We start from the raw sequence: 21788 nt of genomic DNA on the forward strand, positions 1-21788 counted from the left end.
TTTCGCTTCAGATCCACAAGTCGTTCGGCACCGTGCGCTCGTTTCGCGAGTCGCCGGTGTTGACGACGCCGCGCGGCTCGATCAGCATGATCTTCACTTCGCGCGCGGCATGGGGTTTGTGCTCGACGCCCTTCGGCACGATTCCCATCTCCCCTGCTCTCAGCACCATCTCGCCATCGCGAAAGTCGATGCGCAATTCGCCTTCCAGCACGATGAACGTCTCGTCGGTATCGGCGTGCGCGTGCCACAGAAACTCGCCTTCCAGACGCGCGACCTTGAACTGATAGTCGTTCATCTCAGCGATCACGCGTTGCTGCCAGAAGCCGTCGATCAAACGCGCTTTTTTTAATGGATCGATGGCGGCGCGCTGGCCACGTGTAGCTTCGGCTGTCGCTGCGTGTGTTTGCATGATGCGGCTCCCTGACGATGAATTCGTTCAAGGCTACCGCTGTCACACCTAAAGGGTCTTGAACGATCGTGCAAGCTCTAACGCGTACTAACACAGGCCCGCCAACGCGCGGGCGGCATGCCGAAGGTGCGTGTGAATTGCCGCGTCATATGGCTTTGATCGGCGAAACCGGCGCTCGCGGCGACATCCGCCAACGATGCGCCCGTGAGCACGAGACGGCGCGCGACATCGAGACGGCGCATTGTCAGATAGCGGTAAGGGCTCGTGCCGAAAAAGAGCCTGAAATCGCGCGACAAGCTGTAGCGGTCGCGTCCCGTCGCGCGTTCGAGTTCCTCCATCGTGACGATACGATCGCAATTGGCGAGCAGAAAGTCTTTCGCCAGCACGGCGCTTGCGTAGTCGCCCGTGTCGCGCGAGGTGGTCACGCCCGCTGCTTGCGCCAGCGCGAATGCGAGTTCGGCAAGTGCATCGTTTTGTGCGAGCGGTTCGCGCAGCGTCTGTGCGAGCAGCGCTTCGGTGGCGGCGCTGACGCGCGCATCCATCGTCGTTCCACCGGAGATGAACGGCAACGCGCGACCGCCGAGCGCGGCCTGGATCATCGCGGGTTCCACATAGAGCATGCGATACCGAAAGCCATCGCCGGTGCCCGCGTGGCCGTCATGTGCTTCGTCGGGATGAAGCACCATCGTCTGGCCGGGCAAGCTGTGACGCAATTCGCGCCGGTAATTGAAGCTCTGCACGCCCGTCATGGTGCGGCCGATGGCATAGGTGTCGTGCCGATGCCAGCCGTATGCCTTGCCGCCGAAAAAGGCTTCGATCCGTTCGATGCCCGACGATGATTCGGCATGGCGGACCCAGTCGGAATTCTGTGGAGCGGTGCGTCGGTTCATGGTTGCGGCATCGCGGAGACGATACGCAATGATATGCCCGAACGTGAAAAACGCCGCGCGAGACTGTTCGCGCGGCGCGTCGGCGCGATCAGCCGCCCAGTGCCGGATCGCTCAGGCTGTCCTTGCCCGTTTCGACGTGGCCCGCAAAGCGGCGCAGAAAGGCGCTGTCCGTGTCCACCTTGACCTCGATGTCGTACCAGCCGTGCGCGCTGCGCAAGTCGAGATACAGCTGCGCGGTGTCGCCGCCTCGCACACGCTTGGTGATGGTCTTCGCGGCATCGTAGGCATTCACGATACTGAAGGTGCACGCGCTCGAGCCCTTGTTTTCCAGCCTCAATTGCAGGTTGCCGTTAGCGACGTCGTAGCCTTCCGCGACTTCCGGCGCGGCGTCATCGTGCGACCACCAGCCGCCATGTTGCGCCTTCGCCTTGCCCGCGACACGGCGCAAGAAACCGTTCGGCCCATGCACGACGAAGTCGAAGCTGCCGTCCGCGTTTGCATCGATACGATCCGACAGGCGCTTGTGCGCTTCGACCGTGTAAGTGTGCGGAACAGCAGTACTGGCATTGCGATACAGCAAAAAGACCGCGCCTGCATCGCCCGTGTTGATGAAGTCGAACGACACCGCGCCCTTCGATGCATCCGGCTTCGAGCGCACGAACAATTCGTAAGGCAATGCACGCGACGGACGCACGCCGGGCTCTTGCACGGGCAATTTCTGATCGACGGGCGGCAGCGGCACGTAATCCGGATGACGCGCCTTGTCGGGCGGAACGTAAGAGGTCGTGGCAGGCAGCGTCGGCAGCTTGCTGTTGGGATTGCGGAAGTCGAACGCGGAGGTCAGATCGCCGCAAATCGCGCGACGCCACGGCGAGATATTCGGCTCGGCCAGTCCATGCGCGCGGCCGAAGCGCTTCTGAATGAAGCGGATCACCGACGTGTGGTCGAACGTCTCCGAACACACCCAGCCGCCTCTGGACCACGGCGAGACGACGAGCATCGGCACGCGTGCGCCGAGGCCATACGGGCCGCTCGCATACTTCGCGCTGCCGGGGAAAATCTCGAGACTCGTATCGACAGTGGAAAGACCGTTCGCGTTCGATGAAGGCGGGAACGGCGGCACGATATGGTCGAAGAAACCATCGTTCTCGTCGTAGTTGATGAGCAGCGCCGTCTTGCTCCACACCTCCGGATTCGACGTCAGCACTTGCAGCACTTGATCGATGTACCACGCACCATAGTTTGCGGGCCAGTTCGGATGCTCGGAGAAGGCTTCGGGCGCGACGATCCACGAGACTTGCGGCAGCGAGCCGCTCTGCACGTCGTTTTTCAGAATGGCGAAATAGTCGTCGCCCGCGGCGGCATTCGTGCCGCGCCGCGCCTTTTCATAGAGCGGATTGCCGGGCTGCGCGTTCTGATATTGCGTGAAGTAGAGAAGCGAGTTGTCGCCGTAGTTGCCGATATAGGCGTCGTCGGTCCAGCCCCACGAACCTTTCGAATCCAGTCCCGTGCCCTGATCCTGATAGACCTTCCACGAGATGCCCGCACGTTCCAACACTTCGGGAAACGTGGACCAGCCGTAGCCCGCTTCTGCGTTATCGACCACCGGCCCGCCGCCCGTGCCGTCGTTGCCCACATAACCGGTCCACATGTAGTAGCGATTCGGATCGGTGGATGTATTCGTCGAGCAGTGATACGCGTCGCAGATCGTGAAGGCGTCGGCGAGTTGATAGTGGAACGGGATGTCGTCGCGACGCAGATGCGCCATCGTCGTCGTGCCTTTGTATGGCACCCACTGATCGTAAAGACCGTTATGGAACGCGCCCTGTCCGCTTACCCAGTCATGCGGCAAGTCCTGCAGAAACTGCAAGCCGAGATTCGATGCGCCCGGATGAAACGGCAGTACTTCGCCCGCACCCGCCGCGATAGGCTGGTGATAAACCGGCTTGCCATTCGGCAGTGTGACGGCGGCTTTATCGCCGAATCCGCGCACGCCGCGCAAGGTTCCGAAGTAATGATCGAACGAGCGGTTCTCCTGCATCAACACGACGATATGCTCGATATCCTCGATCGAGCCATGTCGCTGATTCGCTGGAATGGCAAGCGCCTGGCGAATGCCGAGCGGCATTACGTTGAGCGCTGCCGCTGCGCCTGCGGCCTCCATCGCCGTGCGCAGAAATTCACGTCGGTTCTTCGTCATTTGAGTAGTGGGGAAGTAGAAGGGATGCTAGTCGACCGTATGGATCACCGGGGTTGCGAGCACTTCCGATGAAGCCCGCGCAATACCTCTTTGCTCGGCTTGCACCGGAGCACCGGACGTGGCTTGTTTCGCCCAGTCCTCGAGATCGCTCGTTGCGTTTGTCGTGGGCGCTTCGCTGCTGGCTGCTGAGACGGATGCCGGCGGCTTGATGTCGGTCGAGTTCGAATCGCCGCAGGCACTCAGGCCAACGATTGCGCAGGCGCAAATAGCAAAGCGCGCCACGCTGAAGTAGCGACGTGATGAAGTCGACATGATCTGGCTCCCGCAAAGCGCGTGAAGGTCTCACAGCGCCGGGAAGCTTATCGGTCGCTTATGTAAGCAATATGACGATTCTTTCCCGCATCATTCAGTTTCTCAAATGTAACCACGTCGATACATCTCGGCCATTTGGTAAATTGATTAGTTTTCCGATTTATTAATTACCGGATTTAACAGTTTCCAACTGATGATATGACCAAGCAAAAATGGCTGGTCGGTGACGGAATAATGCGTAAAAAATGTGACATCGGTTTACATCGAGTTCTGGAGGCAGTACTCTTTCGACCGCTGCAGGAGTTTCGGCAAGCCTTGCCGAAGCAGCGGAAAAATCGGTAAATCTTCAACAGCAACATTGCTGTTTGCAGTGCGGTACACGGGCGGGCTGCCATGACTGGCGGACTTCGCGCGTATCTCCTCGACCGTCTTGCACGACCTTCGACGAGCCTTTGAAGACATGCGCTTCACAGGCTGTCATCCGTCGGGCAGCGGCAGGCATGAGCCGCATCAGCACATACGTATTGCCGCCGCGGTTGCCCGCCAACGTTTATCCGTCTGGCGCAGGTCAGCCCCTTTTCAGCTGCAGAAACGAATCGTTCGTTTTGCTAACGACCGTTCGCATCCCGTAGTAATGGGACATGTGGTTGGCGGTCGTCGAGGCATCCATACTGCCGCATGCAGCATCGGCAAGCGCCTTTTCGCGCATGGACGTCCATACTTTCATTAGTACGCCGAAATCTTATGAAGAAACTTACATCGCTTCCGGTTTTTCCTTACTTCGCCACGCCTAAGGCCACGGTAATCGCTGCAGCCGTCGCGACGAGCTTGTTGCTCGCGGCATGCGGCGGCAGCAGCGACAGCGCGGTGGATGCCGCCACGGGCAAGAGCGCGTCCGAGCTCAAAGCCACGTCGAAAGCCGCGAACAATGGTTCGATTTTCTACGGCATGAACGGCCACAACAACGGCGGCGGCGCCTACGACGCATCCAGCCCGCAGCAACAGTTGTCGCAATTGCAGGATTTGGGCGCGAAGATTTATCGCAACGAGGTGTACAACCAGGCATCCGCGACGAAGCTCGCCGGCATTGCAAAGACGATGGCCGACGGCGGCGTGACGGTGTATCCCGTGATGATGATGGGAATCGACTTCAACAGCGAAGACGACGCCTACAACGCCGCGTTCACGCTCGGCCAGCAAACGGCCAACGCGTATCACTACCCGTACTACGAGATCTCCAACGAACTCGAAGCCAATACGCTGAATGGCAACGTCGACGGCGTTTTCTGGCAGCAGTACAACAACCACCAGTATCAGGTTGCACGCGGTGTCATTCGCGGCCTGATTGCGGGCGTGCGCTCGGTGGATAGCGGCGGACAGATCGTGCTTGGCGGAACGTGGCTGCACTACTCGTTCTACCAGATGCTCGCGGACGGCTCGCAACCTGACGGCACATGGGGCCATCCAACGGTTAGCTGGGACATCACCGCATGGCACTGGTATTCGAATGAAGGCGACATCACGAACGCATGCGGCGGCACGGGCTGTCACGATGTGCTCGCCGTGCTTCACAACATGGGCAAACCGATCTGGATCAACGAGTTTGGCGTGCGTCCGAACTATGGCTCGGATCAGCAGATCGCGTCGTATCTGACGGGCAACGACATGATGGCGCAGTTCGTGAGCGTGGCGTCGAAGTACAACATCCAGTCGATCCAGGCGTACGAGCTATACGACGACAGCGAAGGCAACTACGGCATGCTGCAAGCGGACGGCAAGACGCAGAAGGACGCGTACTGGGCCTACCGGAGCTTCGTGCAGAGCAACCCGAGGTGATGCAGAGAGCGGGCGGACCGCGCCGGCTTCAGAAGTCGGCCGGTCTGCCCGCGCCGAAACCCTTGTTCGCCCACGGCGGTGCACGGCCCACGCTGCCGTTGATACCGGCGGCGCGTGCAAGGATCGCCTTGGTGCCGGGCGTAACCGGCATGGTGTGCAGCAGGGGAATGTTGACCCAGCGCACCTCGTCGACGCCCTGCCCCGGATTCGTGAACAGCCGAGCATCCGCTGGAATGGCGACGCGAAAAACGTGGTGCAGATGCTGCGCGGATACGTGCTGCCACATAAAGGCCGCCGCGCTCGCCTCGGCGCCGGTTCCCTCGTGCAGTTCGCGGATCGCCGCGGCCATCACCAACTCGTTATGCCTTACTTCACCGCCCGGCAGATACCACGGGCCACCGCGTTGCCTGACGAGCAACACCGCGTCATGGCGAACCACCAGCACAGTTGCGCGAACCCTCATTGTCCCCGTCTCCCAGTCGTGATTTGCATGCTTGCTTTGGCCGCGCTCGTCTGAGAATGATTCCAGATTCGGCGGGCATCGTTTCTTTTAACGCAGAACGTGCATGCGATGCAATCCGTGACGCCGCTATGGCCGTCATATTGACCGAAAGTAACTTGATATGAGGCGTATTTGCCGGGTCTTGCCGCTTGTTATGCAAACACGGCGGACGGAACGTTGCACAACAGTTTGAAGCACACGCCACTTGCGCCATAATGCGCGCACCCTCACGAGCCGCCACCGCAGAGACCATGATGTTCAAGCCGATCCTGCTCGTCGAGGACAACCCGAATGATCTCGAACTCACGCTGCTTGCGCTTGCAAAGACCCATCTCGCCAACGACATCGTGGTGGCGCGTGACGGCCAGGAAGGCCTCGACTATCTTCTTGGCGATGGCGAGTGGCGCGAACGCGTGCCGGGCAATCCCGCCGTCATCCTGCTCGATCTGAAGCTGCCGAAAATCGACGGACTCGAATTGCTGCAGCTGATCCGCGCGAACGCGTCGCTGAAAACCATTCCCGTCGTCATGCTGACTTCGTCGCGCGAAGAACGCGATCTCATCCGCAGCTATGAACTCGGCGTGAACGCCTACGTCGTGAAGCCGGTCGAGCTTGCCGAGTTCTTCCGCGCGATCAGCGATCTGGGGATGTTCTGGGCCGTGCTCAACGAGACGCCGCCCGGTTCTCCCCGCCGCGAACCATAAAGCTCAACCTCCGCCGTTCGACGCGCTGCTGTCTTTCACCGTCGATCCGAACCGATCCGGAATCTCTTTTTCGAAGGTTTTGAGGTAGCGCGCACGGGCGGCGCTCGCCTCAACACCGAGCATCGGTTCATATGGTGCCGACGCGCTTCCCTGCGCCTGCATGGCAAACCACGCGCCGGCGGCATCGCCGATTCTCGCTTCTTGCTCTTCCGAAAAGACAGCGCCCGCGTTCGTTACCAGCGCAGCGCCCATCAAGCTGAATATAAGCCGTTTCATTTTTGAATATCCGCGTTAAACATAAATCCGGACGCACGTGCCAAATCCACGCGCGCCGACATATGTTTTATCGGCTGATTCAAGCCAAAAGACAGGATTTACAACAAGACAAGTCTTTAAAAACGGCTAATCGGTAAAAACGAAGTAAGCGTTAACCATGCGGTCCAAAAATTTCCACAAAAAACCTAATGTCCTCAAGTTGACGGCCGTAATCAAAAATATGAAGTCAGGTTGCGGTTCCGCCAGCAGCATGCCGAACTCGATAACCGTTACTTCTAGTCGTCCGACATAGCGGGCGAGAGTAATACCAGAGCCTTAGAGAGGCCTGGGCATTAGACGAAGCGTCTGCGCACACACAAACTTCGGATCCGTCAACTGAGAGAGGCGGCTACCGATGCAGACGAAGACTCCCGTGCACCGGGCAGAAGACAGCAAAACGTAGAACCCGAGGATCATCATGACGCACTTCTTCAAGCGCTATCTCAAGGATACGCGCGGCATTACCGCCATCGAATACGGCTTGATCGCCGGCGTACTTGCGCTTGGCATCATGACCGCTGTCGGCGGCCTTGCCGGTCAACTCGAGACCACTTTCAACAGCATCACGGCCAAGCTAGCGACCGTCCATTAAGTCCGGACGTCGTACTCCCGCCATTTCCGTCGGGAAGCGCCTTGCCGTCGATGAACCGCGATCACAAGTCGCGGTGGTCCGTGCACGCCTGTAGCCATTCCGCAGGCCGGCGCGCGTTTATTTACGCGCAATCGAATCTCCGATTTCATCCGCGCGCAAATGACGTGCTTTTAAAAAGCGGCATTCAAACCGGTATTTGCTCGATGCAATTACCACGGATAGCCGTCGAATCAAAAATATATATCTGAGAGAAAAATGAAGACATCCAGTCTCAAAGGCGAAACCATTCGCATGACCGGGGCAGCCGCGGCCGTGGCCCTGCTTCTGGCGTTGAGCGCCTGCGGGGGCTCGGGCTCGGTCAACAAATCGACGGGCGGAGCAGCCAGCCATCCGGCTGCCACCGCTTCGACCGACGGCACGCAGCAGGAGCATCCCACCACCGGCGCACGCGATACCAGCACCGCGTCGAACACCGACGCAAACGCCACGACAATCGAAGCCAGCGCAGGCGGTACTGTCGGCGCGACGGTCAAGACCGGTACGGGCGGCGGTAACGGCGGCGGCGGTAACGGTAACGGCGGTGGTGGTAACGGCGGCGGAGGCGGTGGCGGCGGCAATGGTGGCAACGGCGGCACGCCCACCGTCACGCCGCAGCCGGTCGCGCAAGTGGTCGACAAGGCTAGCAACATCGTGACCGCCGCAGGCGAAACCGTCACCGGTCTCGGCACGGCTGTTGGCGGTGCAAAAGTGCCCGGCCTCTCCGACGGCACCACCAAGAACCTTGGCGGCGTCGTGCAAAACGTGGGCGCGGCGGTCTCGACGCTCGGCGACGGCGTGGGCAATGGCATCGGCTCGCTCGGCTCCAACCCGAACGCAGTCGGCACGACCGTGACGAGCGTCGGCGGCGTGGTGCAAAAACTCGGCGATGCCGTCACGAGCGGCGGAAACGCCGTCACGAGCCTCGGCAGCGGCCCGCTTGCTCCGCTCGCCGCCTTCACGACACCCGTTGGCGCGCTCACGAGCGGTGTCGGCGGCGTGGTCTCGCAAACCGGCGGCAATCTGACGGCCGCGTTGTCCAGCGCACCTGTCCAGCAACTGACGACGCAAGCGACGACCGCCATCGCTCCGATCACCTCGATGATCGGCACCGCGACGCAGACCGTCGGCACGGCAACCGGTGTCGGCGCACCTGCCGCTGGTCTTTTGACTGCGCTCGGTTCGAACCTCGCCGCGGGCGGCCAGAAGCTGACCGCGAGCTCGAATCCGGTCACGTCCGGCACGGGCACGCTGGTTTCGGCTGTCGGCACGACGGTCGCGACCACGGGCACGCTCGTCGGCGGCAAACCGGCAACGACGCTCGGCACTTCGCTTGGCAACACCGTCACCGGCGTGACGACTGCAACCGGCACCACACCGGTCGCGGGCGTCGTGAGCGGTGTCGTATCCACCGTGGCGGGCACCGTCAACACCGTGACGTCATCGCCTGCGACGACCTCGCTGCTGGCTCCGGTCACGACCGTGGTCAGCACGGTGCTCGCGCCGGTCACAAGCGGCGTAAGAACCGCGCCCGCGACGACGACCGCGCCCGCAGCCGCCGCCACGACCACGACGGCAACTGTCACTGCTGGCGTGGGCGCAACGGCGAGCACGGGTTCGACCAACGGCGGCGTCGTGGGCGGCCTGCTGACGGGCGTCACCACGACGCTCGGCGGCGCGCTCGGCGGCCTGCGTCGCTAAGTCGAAGCAACGAAGCACGAAGCAAGACACGCAGCCTCGCGATCCTGCAAATCACCGCAACTTCGCGAGGCGTGCGTCGCGCGATCAACAGTCAGACGACATACGAAGAGAATCGGAACTGAAATGGGTACCTGGAAAACGACCGCACTCGTGGCCGCACTCGCAATGACGCAGATTGCGCACGCCCAGACACCGGCCGCCGCGCCGCGCTCGAGCGTCGGCAGCAACCCGCTCGACGCTTTACCGCAAGTGAACGCTCCGGCGCGACCGCCCTCGGTCGAAGTCGAAGTCAAGGCGCCGCAACAACAGCTTCAGGAGCTGCTCGCGCGGCACATCACGCCATCGTCGATTCAGATCGAAGGTGTGAAGTCGATTCCCTTCGATGAAGTCGCCAAACGTTTCACGTCGTTCGTGGGCACCGACATCACCATCGGGCAACTGGTGGAAACCGCGAACGGCGTGACCGCGCTCTACAAGGAACGCGGCTACGCACTCTCGTTCGCGTTCGTGCCGGCGCAGACGTTCGAGAAAGGCGTCGTGCGCGTGACGATCGTCGAGGGCTACGTATCGGACATCAAGATCAAGGGCGAGCCCGGCAATCTCAAGAAGCGCATTCGTGCGATCGCAGAGCGCATTGCCGCCGACCGTCCCTTGCGTCAAGCCACTTTCGAGCGCTATATCAACGTGCTCGGCATGATTCCCGGCGCGAAGATCGATGCCACCGTCGCGCCGCCGCAGAACACCAACGGCGCCACGACGATGGAGCTCAACGTCACGCGCAAGCGCTTCAACGTGAGCACGGGTATCGACGTGAATCATCCGGGGCTGCAGGGCATTTTCAGTGCGACGGAGAACGGGCTGCTGGGACTCGGCGAATCGATCACGGCATCCGCGCTCGCACCGAAGGGCCGCAACGATTCGACTTACTACGGCATCAATGCGATGGCGCCCGTCGGTTCCGACGGCTTCGCAATGAAAGTCGATGCCTCGCATTACTACGGCCATCCAGTCGATAACCCCGGCCTGCCTTCGTATATCGAGCGCACCGTGGTGAACGACAAGCTCGCGCTGTCGGCGATCTATCCGTTCATTTTGAGCAACTCGAAGAGTCTGCTCGGCACGGCGACCGTGTATGCCACGCATGACGAAGACCGCTTGAAGAACATGATTGTCGCGGGCAATCCGCAACTTACGCAACGTTCGCAAATTCGCGTCGCGCAGTTGTCGCTCGACTACACCGGCATTCAGACAGGCGTCACGCGTCGTGTGAATGTTCAGATAGCGAAGGCATTCGATGTGCTCGGCGCATCGAAGACGGCGGAAAGCAACATCGTCGGCCTGCAACTGCAGAACCCGGTTTCGCTGACCTTCCTGCGCACGGGCGCCACCTACACGCAGACCAACGACTGGCCGTTCAAGATCGGCACGGTGGTCGCCATGACGGGGCAGTTCTCGCCGGATACCTTGCCGACCTCCGAACAGATTTCGTTCGGTGCACAGCGCTTCGCGCTGGGCTATCAACCGGGCGAAGTGTCGGGCGATTCGGGCTGGGGCGCGTCCTTCGAAGTGAACCGGCCGCTGCCGCTCGAATGGGCGTATTTGAAATCGCTCACGCCGTATGCATCCGTCGACATGGCGCGCATCTTCCTGCATGGCGGTACGCCGACGCCGCGTCGCTTGTCTTCAGTGGGCATCGGCTTCCGCATTTCGGATGCGAAGCACTACAACATCGACCTCTCGGTGGCGCGTGCCATAGGCGATGCGCCCATCGAAAGTTCATCGCGTAGTCCGCGTGTCAACGCGACATTCTCGTACCAGTTGAATTGAGCGATAAGGCCTGTTTCTACGGCGTTTATCGCGCTCAAGGACAGGTACTCAGTACCGTTAAGTAGTTATTAGCAGTCGAACATAACAGAGCATTGGCGAGCAGAGAACCATGAACGACACCACGATCCGAAACACGCACGACGAATCGACCGCAAGTCGCTTCGTGCCGCGTTTCGCGCGTGATGAAGAAGGCGCCACGGCTCTCGAATTCGCGATCGTGTTTCCGCTCTTCTTTCTCATCTTCTACGCGATCGTCACGTATAGCCTCATCTTCGTCGCGCAGCAGTCGCTCACGCTCTCGGCGGAAGAAGGTGCGCGCGCCGCGTTGCGTTATCAGCGTGGCGCGACCAACGCGGCGCAAGCGCTCGATCTACGCACAGCTGCAACCTGCACCACGGCTAACGGCCTGAAAAACTGGCTTGGCTCTGCATCGACGTGTACGGCGAGCCGCGCGCCGTGTACCTACGATACGACGATGCAATGCGTCGCCGTCGCGCTGTCTTACGACTACGCATCGAATCCGCTCGTACCGACGCTGCCCCTTTTATCGCTAGCGTTGCCGGCGAAACTCACGGCGAACGCGAGCGTGCAACTCAATCCCGACAGCGTGCTTTGAACGCTGACTTTTTTTGAAGAACCGATGTCATGGCCAACGTTTCCCGCATCATTGCAATCGCGCTGTTCGCGCTGGCTGCACTGCTCGGCCTCTATGCCGTCACGTTGACGCGCGCCGCGCCCGCGCCACGCGCGCCACTCGTCATGCCGGCTGGTTCGCCCGCCGTGACGGTGATCGTCGCGGCGCACGATCTCTTGCCCGGCAAGGCGCTCACCGCCGACGATCTCACCATGCAGACGCAAGCCGTTCTGCCCACGGGCGCGTTTAGTTCGGCATCCATATTGCTCGGCCGTGTGCCGGTTGTACGCGTTCCGGCTGGCAGCGCGTTGACCGATGGTGTGCTCGCGGGCGGACTCACGGCGGCTATCGAACCGGGCGAGCGCGCAATCGCGATTCGCGTCGACGAATCGAACGCGGTGAACAATCTCGTGAAGCCGGGCGATGCCGTCGATGTCTTCGTCGTGCTCAAGCGCGATTCCGTGACGGACGGAGAAATCCCCGCGAGCCACGCACGCTTGCTGCTTTCGAACGTGCGCGTGCTCGGCTTTGGCGACAGCGTCATCGCGGGCGATGCGGCCACTAATGCCGCTAACGCCACCAACGCAACGAACCATGCAACGGCCGCGCGTACCGCCGTGCTCGGCGTGCGCGTCGACGACATCGACACGCTCACGCTTGCAGAAAACAGCGGCCGTCTCTTGCTCGCGCTGCGTAACCCCGCCGATACGGCCAGCACGGACTCGCAGGCACGCAATGCATCCGCTCAGTCGCCGATAGCGCGCGCCGCGGCGGGCGTCTCGCTCGCGACACTTTCGGGCGGCACATCGCGCCCTGCGCCACCAGCTTCCGCAATGCTCGCCGGCGCGCCGATGCTCCCGCCGCTTCCCGCCGCGCTCGCAACCGGCGGTGCAGTTGCGTCGCGCAAGGTCGCGTCGGCGAGCGGCATCGAAGTCATTCGCGGCTCGCGTAGCGAAACCGTGTCGAACCCCTGATTGGCCATCGAGATCATGTATCAACTTCCTCTTTCCCGCGCCGCGCGTCGTATCGCATTCGCCTGCGCACTCTCGATGCTTGCGGCAATGCCCGCAGAAGCGCGTCATTCGCACGCGTCCTCGAAGAAGCCGAACGCACAGAAGCCGCAGACGACGCCAAACCAGTCGCCCGCGCAAGCCGAAGCCATCAAACTGACCAGCGGCGCACAGAAGCCGCTCATGCTGGGACGCGCGTTGCAACGCGTCGCCGTGGGCGATCCAGCCGTCGCGGACGTGCTCGTGCTGAAGGGCAACGACGGCGTGATGCTGGTCGGCAAAGCGCCCGGCAACACCGACGTCATGCTGTGGGAACAAGGCCGCAAGACGCCGCTCACCTGGCATGTGCAAGTCGAGTCTCAAGCAAGCGCGGCACTCGTCGATGGCGCGACGCCCACCGTCAACGTGCTCGGCAACACGGCGCTCGTGCAAGGCTCGGCCGCGACGATGGAAACGCATGAACGCGCGGTCGCGGCGGCGAAGGCATCGGTGGGCAAGGACGGCGCGGTCGTCGATACCTCCATCGTTGCCACCAAGAGCGTCGTTCAGGTTGATGTCAAAGTGGTCGAGTTCAGCAAGTCGGTGTTGAAGGAAGCGGGCTTCAACCTGTTCTCGCAGAACAACGCCGGCTTCGCGTTCGGTACGTTCGCGCCGAGTTCACTCGGCAGCGCGTCGCGCAATGCGGGCGGCACGCTCGATGTCACGTCCGCCTCGCCCATCGGCGCCGCGTTCAACCTGCTGCTCAATTCGAGTTCGCGTGGTCTGTTCGCCAATCTGAGCCTTCTGGAAAGCAATAATCTCGCGCGCGTGCTCGCGCAACCGACGCTCGTCGCGCTCTCCGGACAAAGCGCCAACTTCCTCGCAGGCGGTGAAATTCCCGTGCCGGTGCCGCAGTCGCTCGGCACCACGACCATCACATACAAGCCGTATGGCGTGGGTCTCACGTTGACACCGACCGTGCTCGGACCGCATCGCATTGCGCTCAAGGTCGCGCCCGAAGCAAGCCAGCTCGACTTCGCACACGCCATCATGCTGGATGGCGTCTCGGTGCCGGCGCTCACCACGCGCCGCGCCGAAACCACCGTCGAACTCGGCGATGGCGAGAGCTTCGTGATCGGCGGACTCGTGGATCGCGAGACCGCATCGAACGTGAGCAAGGTGCCGCTGCTCGGCGATCTGCCGATCATCGGCACGTTTTTCAAGACTTTGCAGTACTCGCAGACGGATCGCGAACTCGTGATTCTCGTCACGCCGCATCTCGTCACGCCTATCGCGAAGGGCGCAGCCGTGCCGCCGTTGCCGGGCGCGTCCGAGCAACGCGACGGCAACGTGTGGCGCAGCTTCGCGGCAGGCGCGGCATCCGATGACGAAGCACCGGGATTCTCCAAATGACCGCAGCCACGCAAAGCTTCGCGCCTGAAGCCGTATCGGCGGATGAGCGCGCACGCCCTCGACTTCTGTGTGCAAGCGCGCAACCCGGACGCATCGCGCGTCTCGCCGCCGCGCTCGCCACGGTAGGCGAAGTCATGCTCGCCTCGACCGTTGCCGCGCAACTCGTGCAAGAGATTGCATCGGCCGCGCCCGCGCTCGTGTTCATCGACTTCGATACGCCCGTGGAAGCCACGATGCTCGCCGCCGAGGTTCATCGCGCGTTTCCATTGCTGCCCGTGATCGCGCTCGGTTCGGAAGCCGTCGGTGAAATCGCGCTTGCCGCAATGCGCGCGGGCGCACGCGATCTGCTCGACATCGAACCGCGCCACGCGACGCCCGAAGCCATGCAGATCGCCGCCTTGCGCGCGCTCGACATGGTGAGCCGCATCATGGCGCAAGCATCGGCAATGAGCGCGCCTGCAAGGCGCGGCAAGCTCACGGTACTGCTCGGCGCACGCACGGGCGCGGGCGTCAGCACGCTTGCGGCGAACCTTTCGGTGCTGCTGCAAAAACGCCTTGGCAAACGCAACCAGGGCGCGGCGCTGCTCGACCTCGGCCTGCCTGCCGCCGACAGCACGCTGCTGCTCGACACACGCAGCGAACTGCATTTTCACGACGCGGTGCACAACCTGCGCCGCTTCGATGAAACCTTCGTGCATACCGCATTCGCGCGTCACGCGAGCGGCCTTGCGTTGATGACGCTGCCCGCCGATCTCGCCGAGATGCGCACCGTCTCTTATGCGGCCGCGGTCAAAACGCTCGAACGCTTGCGCGCGTTTTTCGATCATCAGGTCGTCGATCTCGGTGGCTTTTCGAATCTCGAATTCGTGAGCCATCTGATCGAAGCGGCCGACACCCTCTGGCTCGTCTGCGATGCCAACATCGCGTCGGCGGTATCGGCGGCGAGTCTTTGCACGGCGCTCGAAAGCGCGCGCGATGCCGAAAGCACGAGTCATCGCAAGCCGGAACTCATCGTCAACAAGCACGATCCGGCCTGCAATCTCGGACCCGAGGCGCTCGCCGCGCGTCTTGGGCTGCCGCTCGTGGCGACGTTGCCCGCGCGTGCGCAAGCACTCGTGCGCGCGGTGAATCAAGGTCAATTGCTCGGCGATACCGCGCCCGCCGATCCCTACGTCCGCGCCGTCGATGCCCTCGCCGCGCAACTCGCGGGAGAGCCCGTGCGCGCGTCGAACGATGTCGCGCCCGCAAGCCTCGCGCGTTTGTCGGCCAGACTTTTCAAGCGAGCCTAAGCGATGATCTCTTCCTTCGATCAGGATGTTGCCTTCGCGAGCGAAGCAGGCCCCGAAACCGTGGCCTTCGCTCACTCGCAACAGTTCCAGGATGTGGCGAGCGCCGCGCACGAGCATCTGCTTACGCGCATCGAGGAATTGGGCGCCGAGTTCGGCCGCTGGTCACGTCAGACGATTCAACAGTTCGTCGATACGGAAATGGACAGCTTCGTGCGGCAACGGCGCATACCGCTCAACGAAAGCGAAGTGCGCCTGGTCGCCGCCGCGTTGACTAAAGAGCTCGCAGGTTTCGGCCCGATAGAAGACTTGCTCGCCGATGCCGCCGTGGAAGACATCCTCATCAACGGCTATAGCGACGTGTACGTTTCGCGTCACGGCATGCTCGAAAAAGTGCCCGTGCGTTTCGCGGACAATGCGCATTTGCTGCGTATCGTGCGGCGCATTCTCGCGCCTATCGGCAGACGGCTCGACGAGTCGAACCCGATGGTCGACGCGCGTCTGCCCGATGGCGGCCGCCTGAACGTGATCATCGAACCGTTGTCGATAGACGGACCAGTGATCTCCATCCGCAAGTTTCGCCGCGACCCTTTGCGTCCCGACGATCTGCTAGCCAACGGCACGTTCGATGAAAACATCTCGGCGGTGCTGAAGGCTGCCGTCGAAGCGCGCTGCAATATTTTGGTCTCGGGCGGCACGAGTTCGGGCAAAACATCGCTGCTCAACGCGCTCGCGTTCTTCATTCCGAAGCACGAACGCGTCGTGACTATCGAGGACACGGCCGAGTTATCGCTCAATCATCCGCATGTGGTGCGGCTCGAAAGCCGTCCGGGCGGCTTCGATGGCGCGGGCGTCGTCGCTATCCGCGATCTCTTGCGCAATACGTTGCGGATGCGGCCGGACCGCATCATCGTGGGCGAAGTGCGCGGCGGCGAAGTGCTCGAAATGCTTCAGGCGATGAACACCGGCCACGATGGCTCGATGGGAACCGTGCACGCGAGTTCGCCGCGCGAGTGTCTTTATCGACTGGAGATGCTTGCGGGTTTTGCCGGCTTTCAGGGCACCGAAGCCAGCTTGCGCCGGCAGATCGCCAATGCCATCGACTTCATCGTGCAAATCGGGCGGCTCTCGAACGGCAAGCGACGCATTCTCTCGGTGACGGAAGTGACCGGCCTGTCCGACGACATCATCGCGACGCAAGAGCTTTATCGCTATGAAGCGGTCACGTCGGCGGATGGCGCCGATACGGACAACTGGGCCTCCCTCGGACTGCAACCGCATTCACCGAAGCTCGCGAAGTTCCGTCAGTCGCTTGCCGCCTTGACGCGCGCCGAAGACTTCCCGCCGCAAGAAGGCCGCTTCAATTTCAGCGGAGGCTTCGGTGTCTAGCGGAATCGCACTCGTCTGCATGATCGCCGTGCTGTGCGCCGCAAGCGGCATGCTGCTGTGGATGCGCGGCTTGCAAAAACGCGACGCACGCCTCGCGCAGCATTTCTTCACGCGTCAGATGCAAACGGCAGGTACGCAGACACCGTTGCCGCCGCTTTCCGCGCGCGTGGCGCAAGCGCAGCATCGGCAAGCGGGTGAAGCCGTCGCGCCGCGCAGCGACGTTCATCGCGCGATAGAGCGCGTCATGGGCGAACTCGGCGCGCTCTTTCACCGCGCAAGCGTGCGCAAGCCGCGCGCGGCGCTCACCATGTGGGCGGCGTTCACTGGCGTGGCGGCGCTCGTATGCTGGACGCGTATCGGCATGGTGATGGCGCTCGTTGCCATCGCGATGTCGGCGGTCGGCTTCTACGCGATCCTCACGTGGCGCGCGCAGAAACGCAATCAACGCATCGTGCGCCAGTTGCCTTCGTTTCTCGAAGGCATCGTGCGGCTCGTGACCATCGGCAATAGCGTTCCGGCGGCTTTTCAGGGCGCGGCCGCATCCGCCGACGATCCATTGCGTGAGTGCCTCGACCAGGTCATGCCGCGTCTGAAGGGCGGCGCGGATATCGATCAGGCGTTGACAGCCGTCGCGCGCATGTATCGCGTGGAGCAGTTTGAACTGATCGGCTCGGTGTTGCGCATCTCGGTCAAATTCGGTGGCCGCTCGGACGTAATGCTCGAACGCATGGCCGCGTTCATGCGCGATCTTGAACAGGCGGATCGTGAACTCGTCGCGCTATCCACCGAGACGCGGCTTTCGTCGTGGGTACTCGGCTCGCTGCCGGTCGGACTCGGCGCCGCGATCATCCTGCTGAACCCCGCCTATTTCGATGCAATGTGGACGGACGTGCTCGGCAAGAAGCTCGTCTACGGCGCGTTCGCTCTGCAGACGCTCGGCGCGTTCCTGCTGTATCGCCTCGCGCGTCTGCGCGATTGAAACAACACATGGACAACAGCATCGTGCCCGCTCAATTCGTTATCGCGCTTGCCGCCGTCGCCGCCGCACTCGGTTGCGTGCTTATCGGCGTGAACGCGTTCTCGCGGACCTTACGCTCGCGCCGCGCGTCCGGCGTGCTCGAACGCGCGCTCGACCGTCAGAGTGCGCCCGTGCAAAAAGACGACGCAAATCGGCGACCATTTCCGCGCTTTTTCTCGCTCACGGGAATGGCTCATGTCGTCGGCTCGAAGTGGCTCGAATCGCGGCTCGGACGGATGATCGTCGCCGACGAAGACCGCCGCCTGCTCGACCGCTGCGGCCATACCGATGCAAGCTCCCGCGCCCGCTTTCTCGCCGCGCGGCTCGTTGCATCGATCGTGCTACCGGCCTTCGTCGTGTTCGCATCGCACGGCAATGTGCACGGCTCGCGCTTCATGCTGACGTGCTTCGCCGCGCTCCTCGTAGGCTTCATGGCGCCGAAGTGGTATGTGAAGCGCAAGGCAACGAAGCGGCAACGGTCGATCATCGGTGAATTGCCAATGTTCGTCGACCTGTTGCGCATCCTTCAGGGCGTGGGACTTTCGCTCGATCAGAGCATCTCGGTCATCGTCAGCGACTTTGCCAAGGTGATGCCGATTCTCACGCAGGAACTCGCGCTCGCGCAACGGCAATACGCGACGGGCCGCACGCGTGAGCAGGCCATGAAACGCCTTGCCACGAGCTACGAAAGCGACGATCTCGCCGCCGTGCTGCGCCTCATGATTCAAATCGAACAGCATGGCGGCGCGGTGCAGGAACCGCTGCGGCAATTCGGCGACCGGCTGCGCGAAATGCGCCGCACGGGCCTGCGCGAACGCATCGGCAAATTGACCGTGAAGATGACGGGCGTGATGGTGCTGACGCTCTTGCCCGCGCTTCTCATCATGACGGCGGGGCCGGGCTTCATCGCCGTATTCCATTCGCTGGCCGGCTTGCACAGGTAACGCGGCCAACCTTTTCAACGAGATCAGACATGAACTTCACGACCCACGCGCGCATCGGCGCCATTCTTCTCTGTGCCTTGCTTGGCGCATGCGCCTCGAAGCAGGATCGCGGCTATGGTCTCGGCGCGCAGGCCGAGCACGAAGCAACGCTCGAACGCACGAACCGTGAGAGCGCGTTGCCCGACACGCCTGGTATGTATCTGGCGTTGATCGACAAGATGCAGAGCGAAGGGATGTTCTATGCATCGCTCGCGCATATCGACGCTTACGAGAAGCGCTTCAACCGCTCCGCCGATTCCACCTTGCGCCGCGCCGATGCATTGCGGCAGACGGGACAAGCGGCCGCGAGCCGCACCGCGTACGAAGCGCTTTTGTCGACGCCGCTCGCCGCGCGTGGCTATCGTGGACTGGGCTTGCTGTCGGGTCAGTCAGGCGATTTCGACGCGGCCGCCGCGCAATTCGCGCACGCCTCCGATCTCGCCCCGACCGATGCGCCGATTCTTTCCGATCTCGGTTATGCACTGCTGCGTGCAGGCGATGTGGAGGGCGCGCGCGTGCCGCTGATGAAGGCGTCCGAACTCGCGCCGAACAGCACGAAGACCATGAGCAATGTGGCGTTGTATCTGCTCGCGAGCGGTCAGGCCGCGAATGCGCAGAGCCTGATGACGCAGCAGAAATTTTCGCCGAACGCGCAGCAGGCTATTGCCGACGATGCAAAACGCGTCGCGGACGCGGCGCGCTCGCATCGCCCGGCAAGCATGGCGAGCGCAGCGCTGTGAGGAACTACGCCGCGGCGCTGACGGCCGCCATGCGCCGCGCCGCGAGTTCGGCTTCGGCCGATATGGGCGCGAAGCGAAAGCCGTTGCGGCCCTTGCGCTTCGCTTCGTACATGGCACGGTCGGCTTCCGCGAGCATCGTTTCCGTGGATGTCGCATAACCCGCCGCGCACATCGCGATACCCACGCTCGTGCCGAGCTGCGCCTCGCGCTGACCCAGATCGAACGTCTTGCCGATAGCGCGGCAGATATCCTGCGCGATACGGCTGCAAGCACTCGCCGATGCAATGTCGCGCGCCAGCAAAACAAACTCGTCGCCCGCCAGGCGGCAGACCAGATCGGTCGCGCGCGTCGCTTTCTTCAGGCGGTGCGCGACTTGTCTCAGCAAGGCATCGCCCGCGTCGTGACCGTACTGGTCGTTGATGGCTTTAAAACCGTCGAGGTCCATGAAGAAGAGCGCAAACGGAATTTCCTCATCGCGCGCGGAGTGCACCGCCAGCGACAGCTGCTCTTGTAACGCGCGGCGGTTCGGCAGGCCGGTCAATGCATCGAGCATGATTTCCGAATGCATTTGATTCTCGCGCTGCTTGCGCTCCGTGATGTCCTGCGACATCACATAGAAGCCGACCACCTTGCCGCGCTCCATGTCGGGAATATAAGTCGCGCTCCACACACGTCCGGATTCCACGTTGTAGACGATATCCTCATGCGTCACGCGCTCGCCTGCCAGCACGCGCTGGAACAGCGGATAACTGCGCTCGAAAACTTCATCGCCCACGGTCTCGCGAACAGACTTGCCGCGCAGCGCCATGGGATCGAAGCCGAATACATCGCGATACACCTCGTTGTTGAAGCGGTAGCAGAGATTCGCATCGACGTGAGCGATCAGAATCGGCAGGTTGTCCGTGATCGTCTGCAACGCCATGCGGCTGCTCGTCAGTTCGCAGGTGCGTTCGAGTACGCGGCGTTCGAGTTCCTGCTGATAGTCGCGCAAAAGCTGCTCACTATGTTTGCGGCTCGTGATGTCCTGCATGACACTCACGAAGTGGCTCGGCGTGCCGTCGTGATCGCGCAATAGCGCGACGCTCAGGTGAATCCACACGGTGCCGCCATCTCGTTTGCGATAGCGTTTTTCAAGCGAATACGTTTGACGCGCACCACTCAGCAGTTCCGCGACGAGTTGCAAGTCGGCGGCAAGGTCCGCTTCTTCCGTGATCTCCTGGAAGGTCATGTGCACGAGTTCGCTCGCGCTGTAGCCGGTGATCTCGCACAGCTTCGGATTCACTTCGATGAAGCGCCCGTCGAGATCGACGATAGCCTTGCCCGTCGGCGTCTGCTGGAAGATCGTATGGAAGCGCGTTTCCGAAAGCCGCAAACGGCGGCGATCGTTCTCCTGGACTTCGCGCGTATCGCGGGCCGCTTCGCGTTGCACGAGTTCGCGCTCGACTGTCGCCGCCAGATCGCACAGCGCGGCACGCAGATTGGCGGACAACGTGCGCGGCTTCGTATCGATAGCGCAGAGTGTGCCGAGCACGAGACCTTCGGCCGAACGCAGCGGCACGCCCGCATAAAAGCGCACGAAGGGCTCGCCCGTGACGAGCGGATTGCTCGCGAAGCGTTCATCCGCGAGGGCGTCATCGACGACGAGAAGCGCCTCGGAATGCACCGCATGCGAACAGAACGATACGTCGCGCGCGGTTTCGCACACGTCGAGCCCTACTCGCGACTTGAACCACTGCCGGTGTTCATCGACGAGCGACACCAGCACGATAGGCACCTGCAACAGCTCCGCGACGACGCGCGTAATGCGGTCGAATACTTCTTCTGGCGGCGTATCGAGCACGTCGATACTCCGCAATAATCGCAGCCTCTTTTTTTTCGTTCGCGGGCAGCGGCGCTACATGCCATGTATTCACGATCGGTCGAATGCTCGTTACGGTTGCGATGAACCGTTGCGCTGTCTGGCGACGCAACGGGGGTTTCTTGCATCGCACTCTAACGTTCTCGAATGAAAA

Annotated in this window: 20 protein-coding genes; 13 read left to right on the plus strand and 7 right to left on the minus strand. The window is 62.1% G+C overall.

The window, feature by feature from the left end; genetic code table 11:
• Positions 1-7 precede the first annotated feature (7 nt).
• From P9292_RS37210 to P9292_RS37225, 4 genes are all read right to left on the minus strand, one after another.
• Entirely contained in the window at positions 8-409 is a 402-nt protein-coding gene (locus P9292_RS37210) for a cupin domain-containing protein (protein ID WP_244831906.1), read from the minus strand.
• A 77-nt stretch (positions 410-486) separates the two neighbouring features.
• Positions 487-1299: an AraC family transcriptional regulator gene (locus P9292_RS37215; RefSeq protein ID WP_309964520.1), complete on the minus strand. Its 813-nt coding sequence runs from the start codon at positions 1297-1299 to the stop codon at positions 487-489.
• Between the two features lie 88 nt (positions 1300-1387).
• The gene (locus tag P9292_RS37220) at positions 1388-3499 is read right to left on the minus strand and encodes a phosphocholine-specific phospholipase C (protein WP_309964522.1); all 2112 of its coding nucleotides are present in this window, start codon (positions 3497-3499) and stop codon (positions 1388-1390) included.
• A 27-nt stretch (positions 3500-3526) separates the two neighbouring features.
• Positions 3527-3811, minus strand: a complete 285-nt coding sequence (locus tag P9292_RS37225; RefSeq protein ID WP_250467763.1) for a hypothetical protein — start codon at positions 3809-3811, stop codon at positions 3527-3529.
• A 744-nt stretch (positions 3812-4555) separates the two neighbouring features.
• Here P9292_RS37225 and P9292_RS37230 point away from each other — a divergent pair.
• Positions 4556-5647, plus strand: a complete 1092-nt coding sequence (locus tag P9292_RS37230; RefSeq protein WP_244831910.1) for a lipopolysaccharide biosynthesis protein — start codon at positions 4556-4558, stop codon at positions 5645-5647.
• Between the two features lie 28 nt (positions 5648-5675).
• On the opposite strand, the gene P9292_RS37235 is transcribed toward P9292_RS37230, so the two are convergent.
• Complete coding sequence (locus P9292_RS37235) at positions 5676-6110, minus strand: NUDIX domain-containing protein (protein WP_250493819.1); 435 nt, start codon at positions 6108-6110, stop codon at positions 5676-5678.
• A gap of 293 nt (positions 6111-6403) precedes the next feature.
• On the opposite strand from P9292_RS37235, the gene P9292_RS37240 reads away from it, so the two are divergent.
• Positions 6404-6853, plus strand: a complete 450-nt coding sequence (locus tag P9292_RS37240) for a response regulator (RefSeq protein ID WP_250494053.1) — start codon at positions 6404-6406, stop codon at positions 6851-6853.
• 3 nt (positions 6854-6856) lie between these two features.
• On the opposite strand, the gene P9292_RS37245 is transcribed toward P9292_RS37240, so the two are convergent.
• The gene (locus tag P9292_RS37245; protein ID WP_309964524.1) at positions 6857-7129 is read right to left on the minus strand and encodes a DUF3613 domain-containing protein; all 273 of its coding nucleotides are present in this window, start codon (positions 7127-7129) and stop codon (positions 6857-6859) included.
• 457 nt (positions 7130-7586) lie between these two features.
• Between P9292_RS37245 and P9292_RS37250 the strand changes: the two genes are divergently transcribed.
• The 11 genes from P9292_RS37250 (at position 7587) to P9292_RS37300 (ending at position 19776) form a co-directional block, all read left to right on the plus strand.
• Positions 7587-7760 carry a Flp family type IVb pilin gene (locus P9292_RS37250; RefSeq protein WP_244831914.1) on the plus strand — a complete coding sequence of 58 codons (174 nt, stop codon included), beginning with the start codon at positions 7587-7589 and terminating at the stop codon, positions 7758-7760.
• Positions 7761-8015: 255 nt separating this feature from the next.
• Positions 8016-9497 (plus strand): collagen-like triple helix repeat-containing protein, encoded by a 1482-nt coding sequence (locus tag P9292_RS37255; protein WP_309964525.1) that lies wholly within the window; start codon positions 8016-8018, stop codon positions 9495-9497.
• A gap of 111 nt (positions 9498-9608) precedes the next feature.
• A complete protein-coding gene (locus P9292_RS37260; protein WP_409015561.1) occupies positions 9609-11324 on the plus strand; it encodes a ShlB/FhaC/HecB family hemolysin secretion/activation protein in 1716 nt (571 codons plus the stop codon).
• Positions 11325-11433: 109 nt separating this feature from the next.
• Positions 11434-11940 carry a pilus assembly protein gene (locus tag P9292_RS37265; RefSeq protein WP_309846418.1) on the plus strand — a complete coding sequence of 169 codons (507 nt, stop codon included), beginning with the start codon at positions 11434-11436 and terminating at the stop codon, positions 11938-11940.
• Positions 11941-11969: 29 nt separating this feature from the next.
• On the plus strand, positions 11970-12932 hold the full coding sequence (cpaB, locus tag P9292_RS37270) for a Flp pilus assembly protein CpaB (protein ID WP_309964530.1): 963 nt from the start codon (positions 11970-11972) through the stop codon (positions 12930-12932).
• A 15-nt stretch (positions 12933-12947) separates the two neighbouring features.
• A complete protein-coding gene (locus P9292_RS37275; RefSeq protein ID WP_309964532.1) occupies positions 12948-14360 on the plus strand; it encodes a type II and III secretion system protein family protein in 1413 nt (470 codons plus the stop codon).
• Positions 14357-15649, plus strand: a complete 1293-nt coding sequence (locus P9292_RS37280) for a fimbrial protein (RefSeq protein ID WP_309964534.1) — start codon at positions 14357-14359, stop codon at positions 15647-15649. Before P9292_RS37275 ends, P9292_RS37280 begins: the two co-directional genes overlap by 4 nt.
• A gap of 3 nt (positions 15650-15652) precedes the next feature.
• Positions 15653-17035, plus strand: a complete 1383-nt coding sequence (locus P9292_RS37285) for a CpaF family protein (RefSeq protein WP_309964536.1) — start codon at positions 15653-15655, stop codon at positions 17033-17035.
• Positions 17028-18014: a type II secretion system F family protein gene (locus P9292_RS37290; RefSeq protein ID WP_250511400.1), complete on the plus strand. Its 987-nt coding sequence runs from the start codon at positions 17028-17030 to the stop codon at positions 18012-18014. The genes P9292_RS37285 and P9292_RS37290 overlap by 8 nt, the downstream gene beginning before the upstream one ends.
• Before the next feature lie 8 nt (positions 18015-18022).
• Positions 18023-18997: a type II secretion system F family protein gene (locus tag P9292_RS37295; protein ID WP_244831923.1), complete on the plus strand. Its 975-nt coding sequence runs from the start codon at positions 18023-18025 to the stop codon at positions 18995-18997.
• Between the two features lie 29 nt (positions 18998-19026).
• Positions 19027-19776: a lipopolysaccharide assembly protein LapB gene (locus P9292_RS37300; protein ID WP_244831924.1), complete on the plus strand. Its 750-nt coding sequence runs from the start codon at positions 19027-19029 to the stop codon at positions 19774-19776.
• A 4-nt stretch (positions 19777-19780) separates the two neighbouring features.
• Here the strand turns inward: P9292_RS37300 and P9292_RS37305 are convergent, their stop codons facing one another.
• Complete coding sequence (locus tag P9292_RS37305) at positions 19781-21616, minus strand: diguanylate cyclase domain-containing protein (RefSeq protein ID WP_244831925.1); 1836 nt, start codon at positions 21614-21616, stop codon at positions 19781-19783.
• Between the last annotated feature and the right edge of the window lie 172 nt (positions 21617-21788).

The sequence above is a fragment of the Caballeronia sp. LZ001 genome, from assembly GCF_031450875.1.
In the GTDB taxonomy this organism is placed as follows: Bacteria; Pseudomonadota; Gammaproteobacteria; order Burkholderiales; family Burkholderiaceae; genus Caballeronia.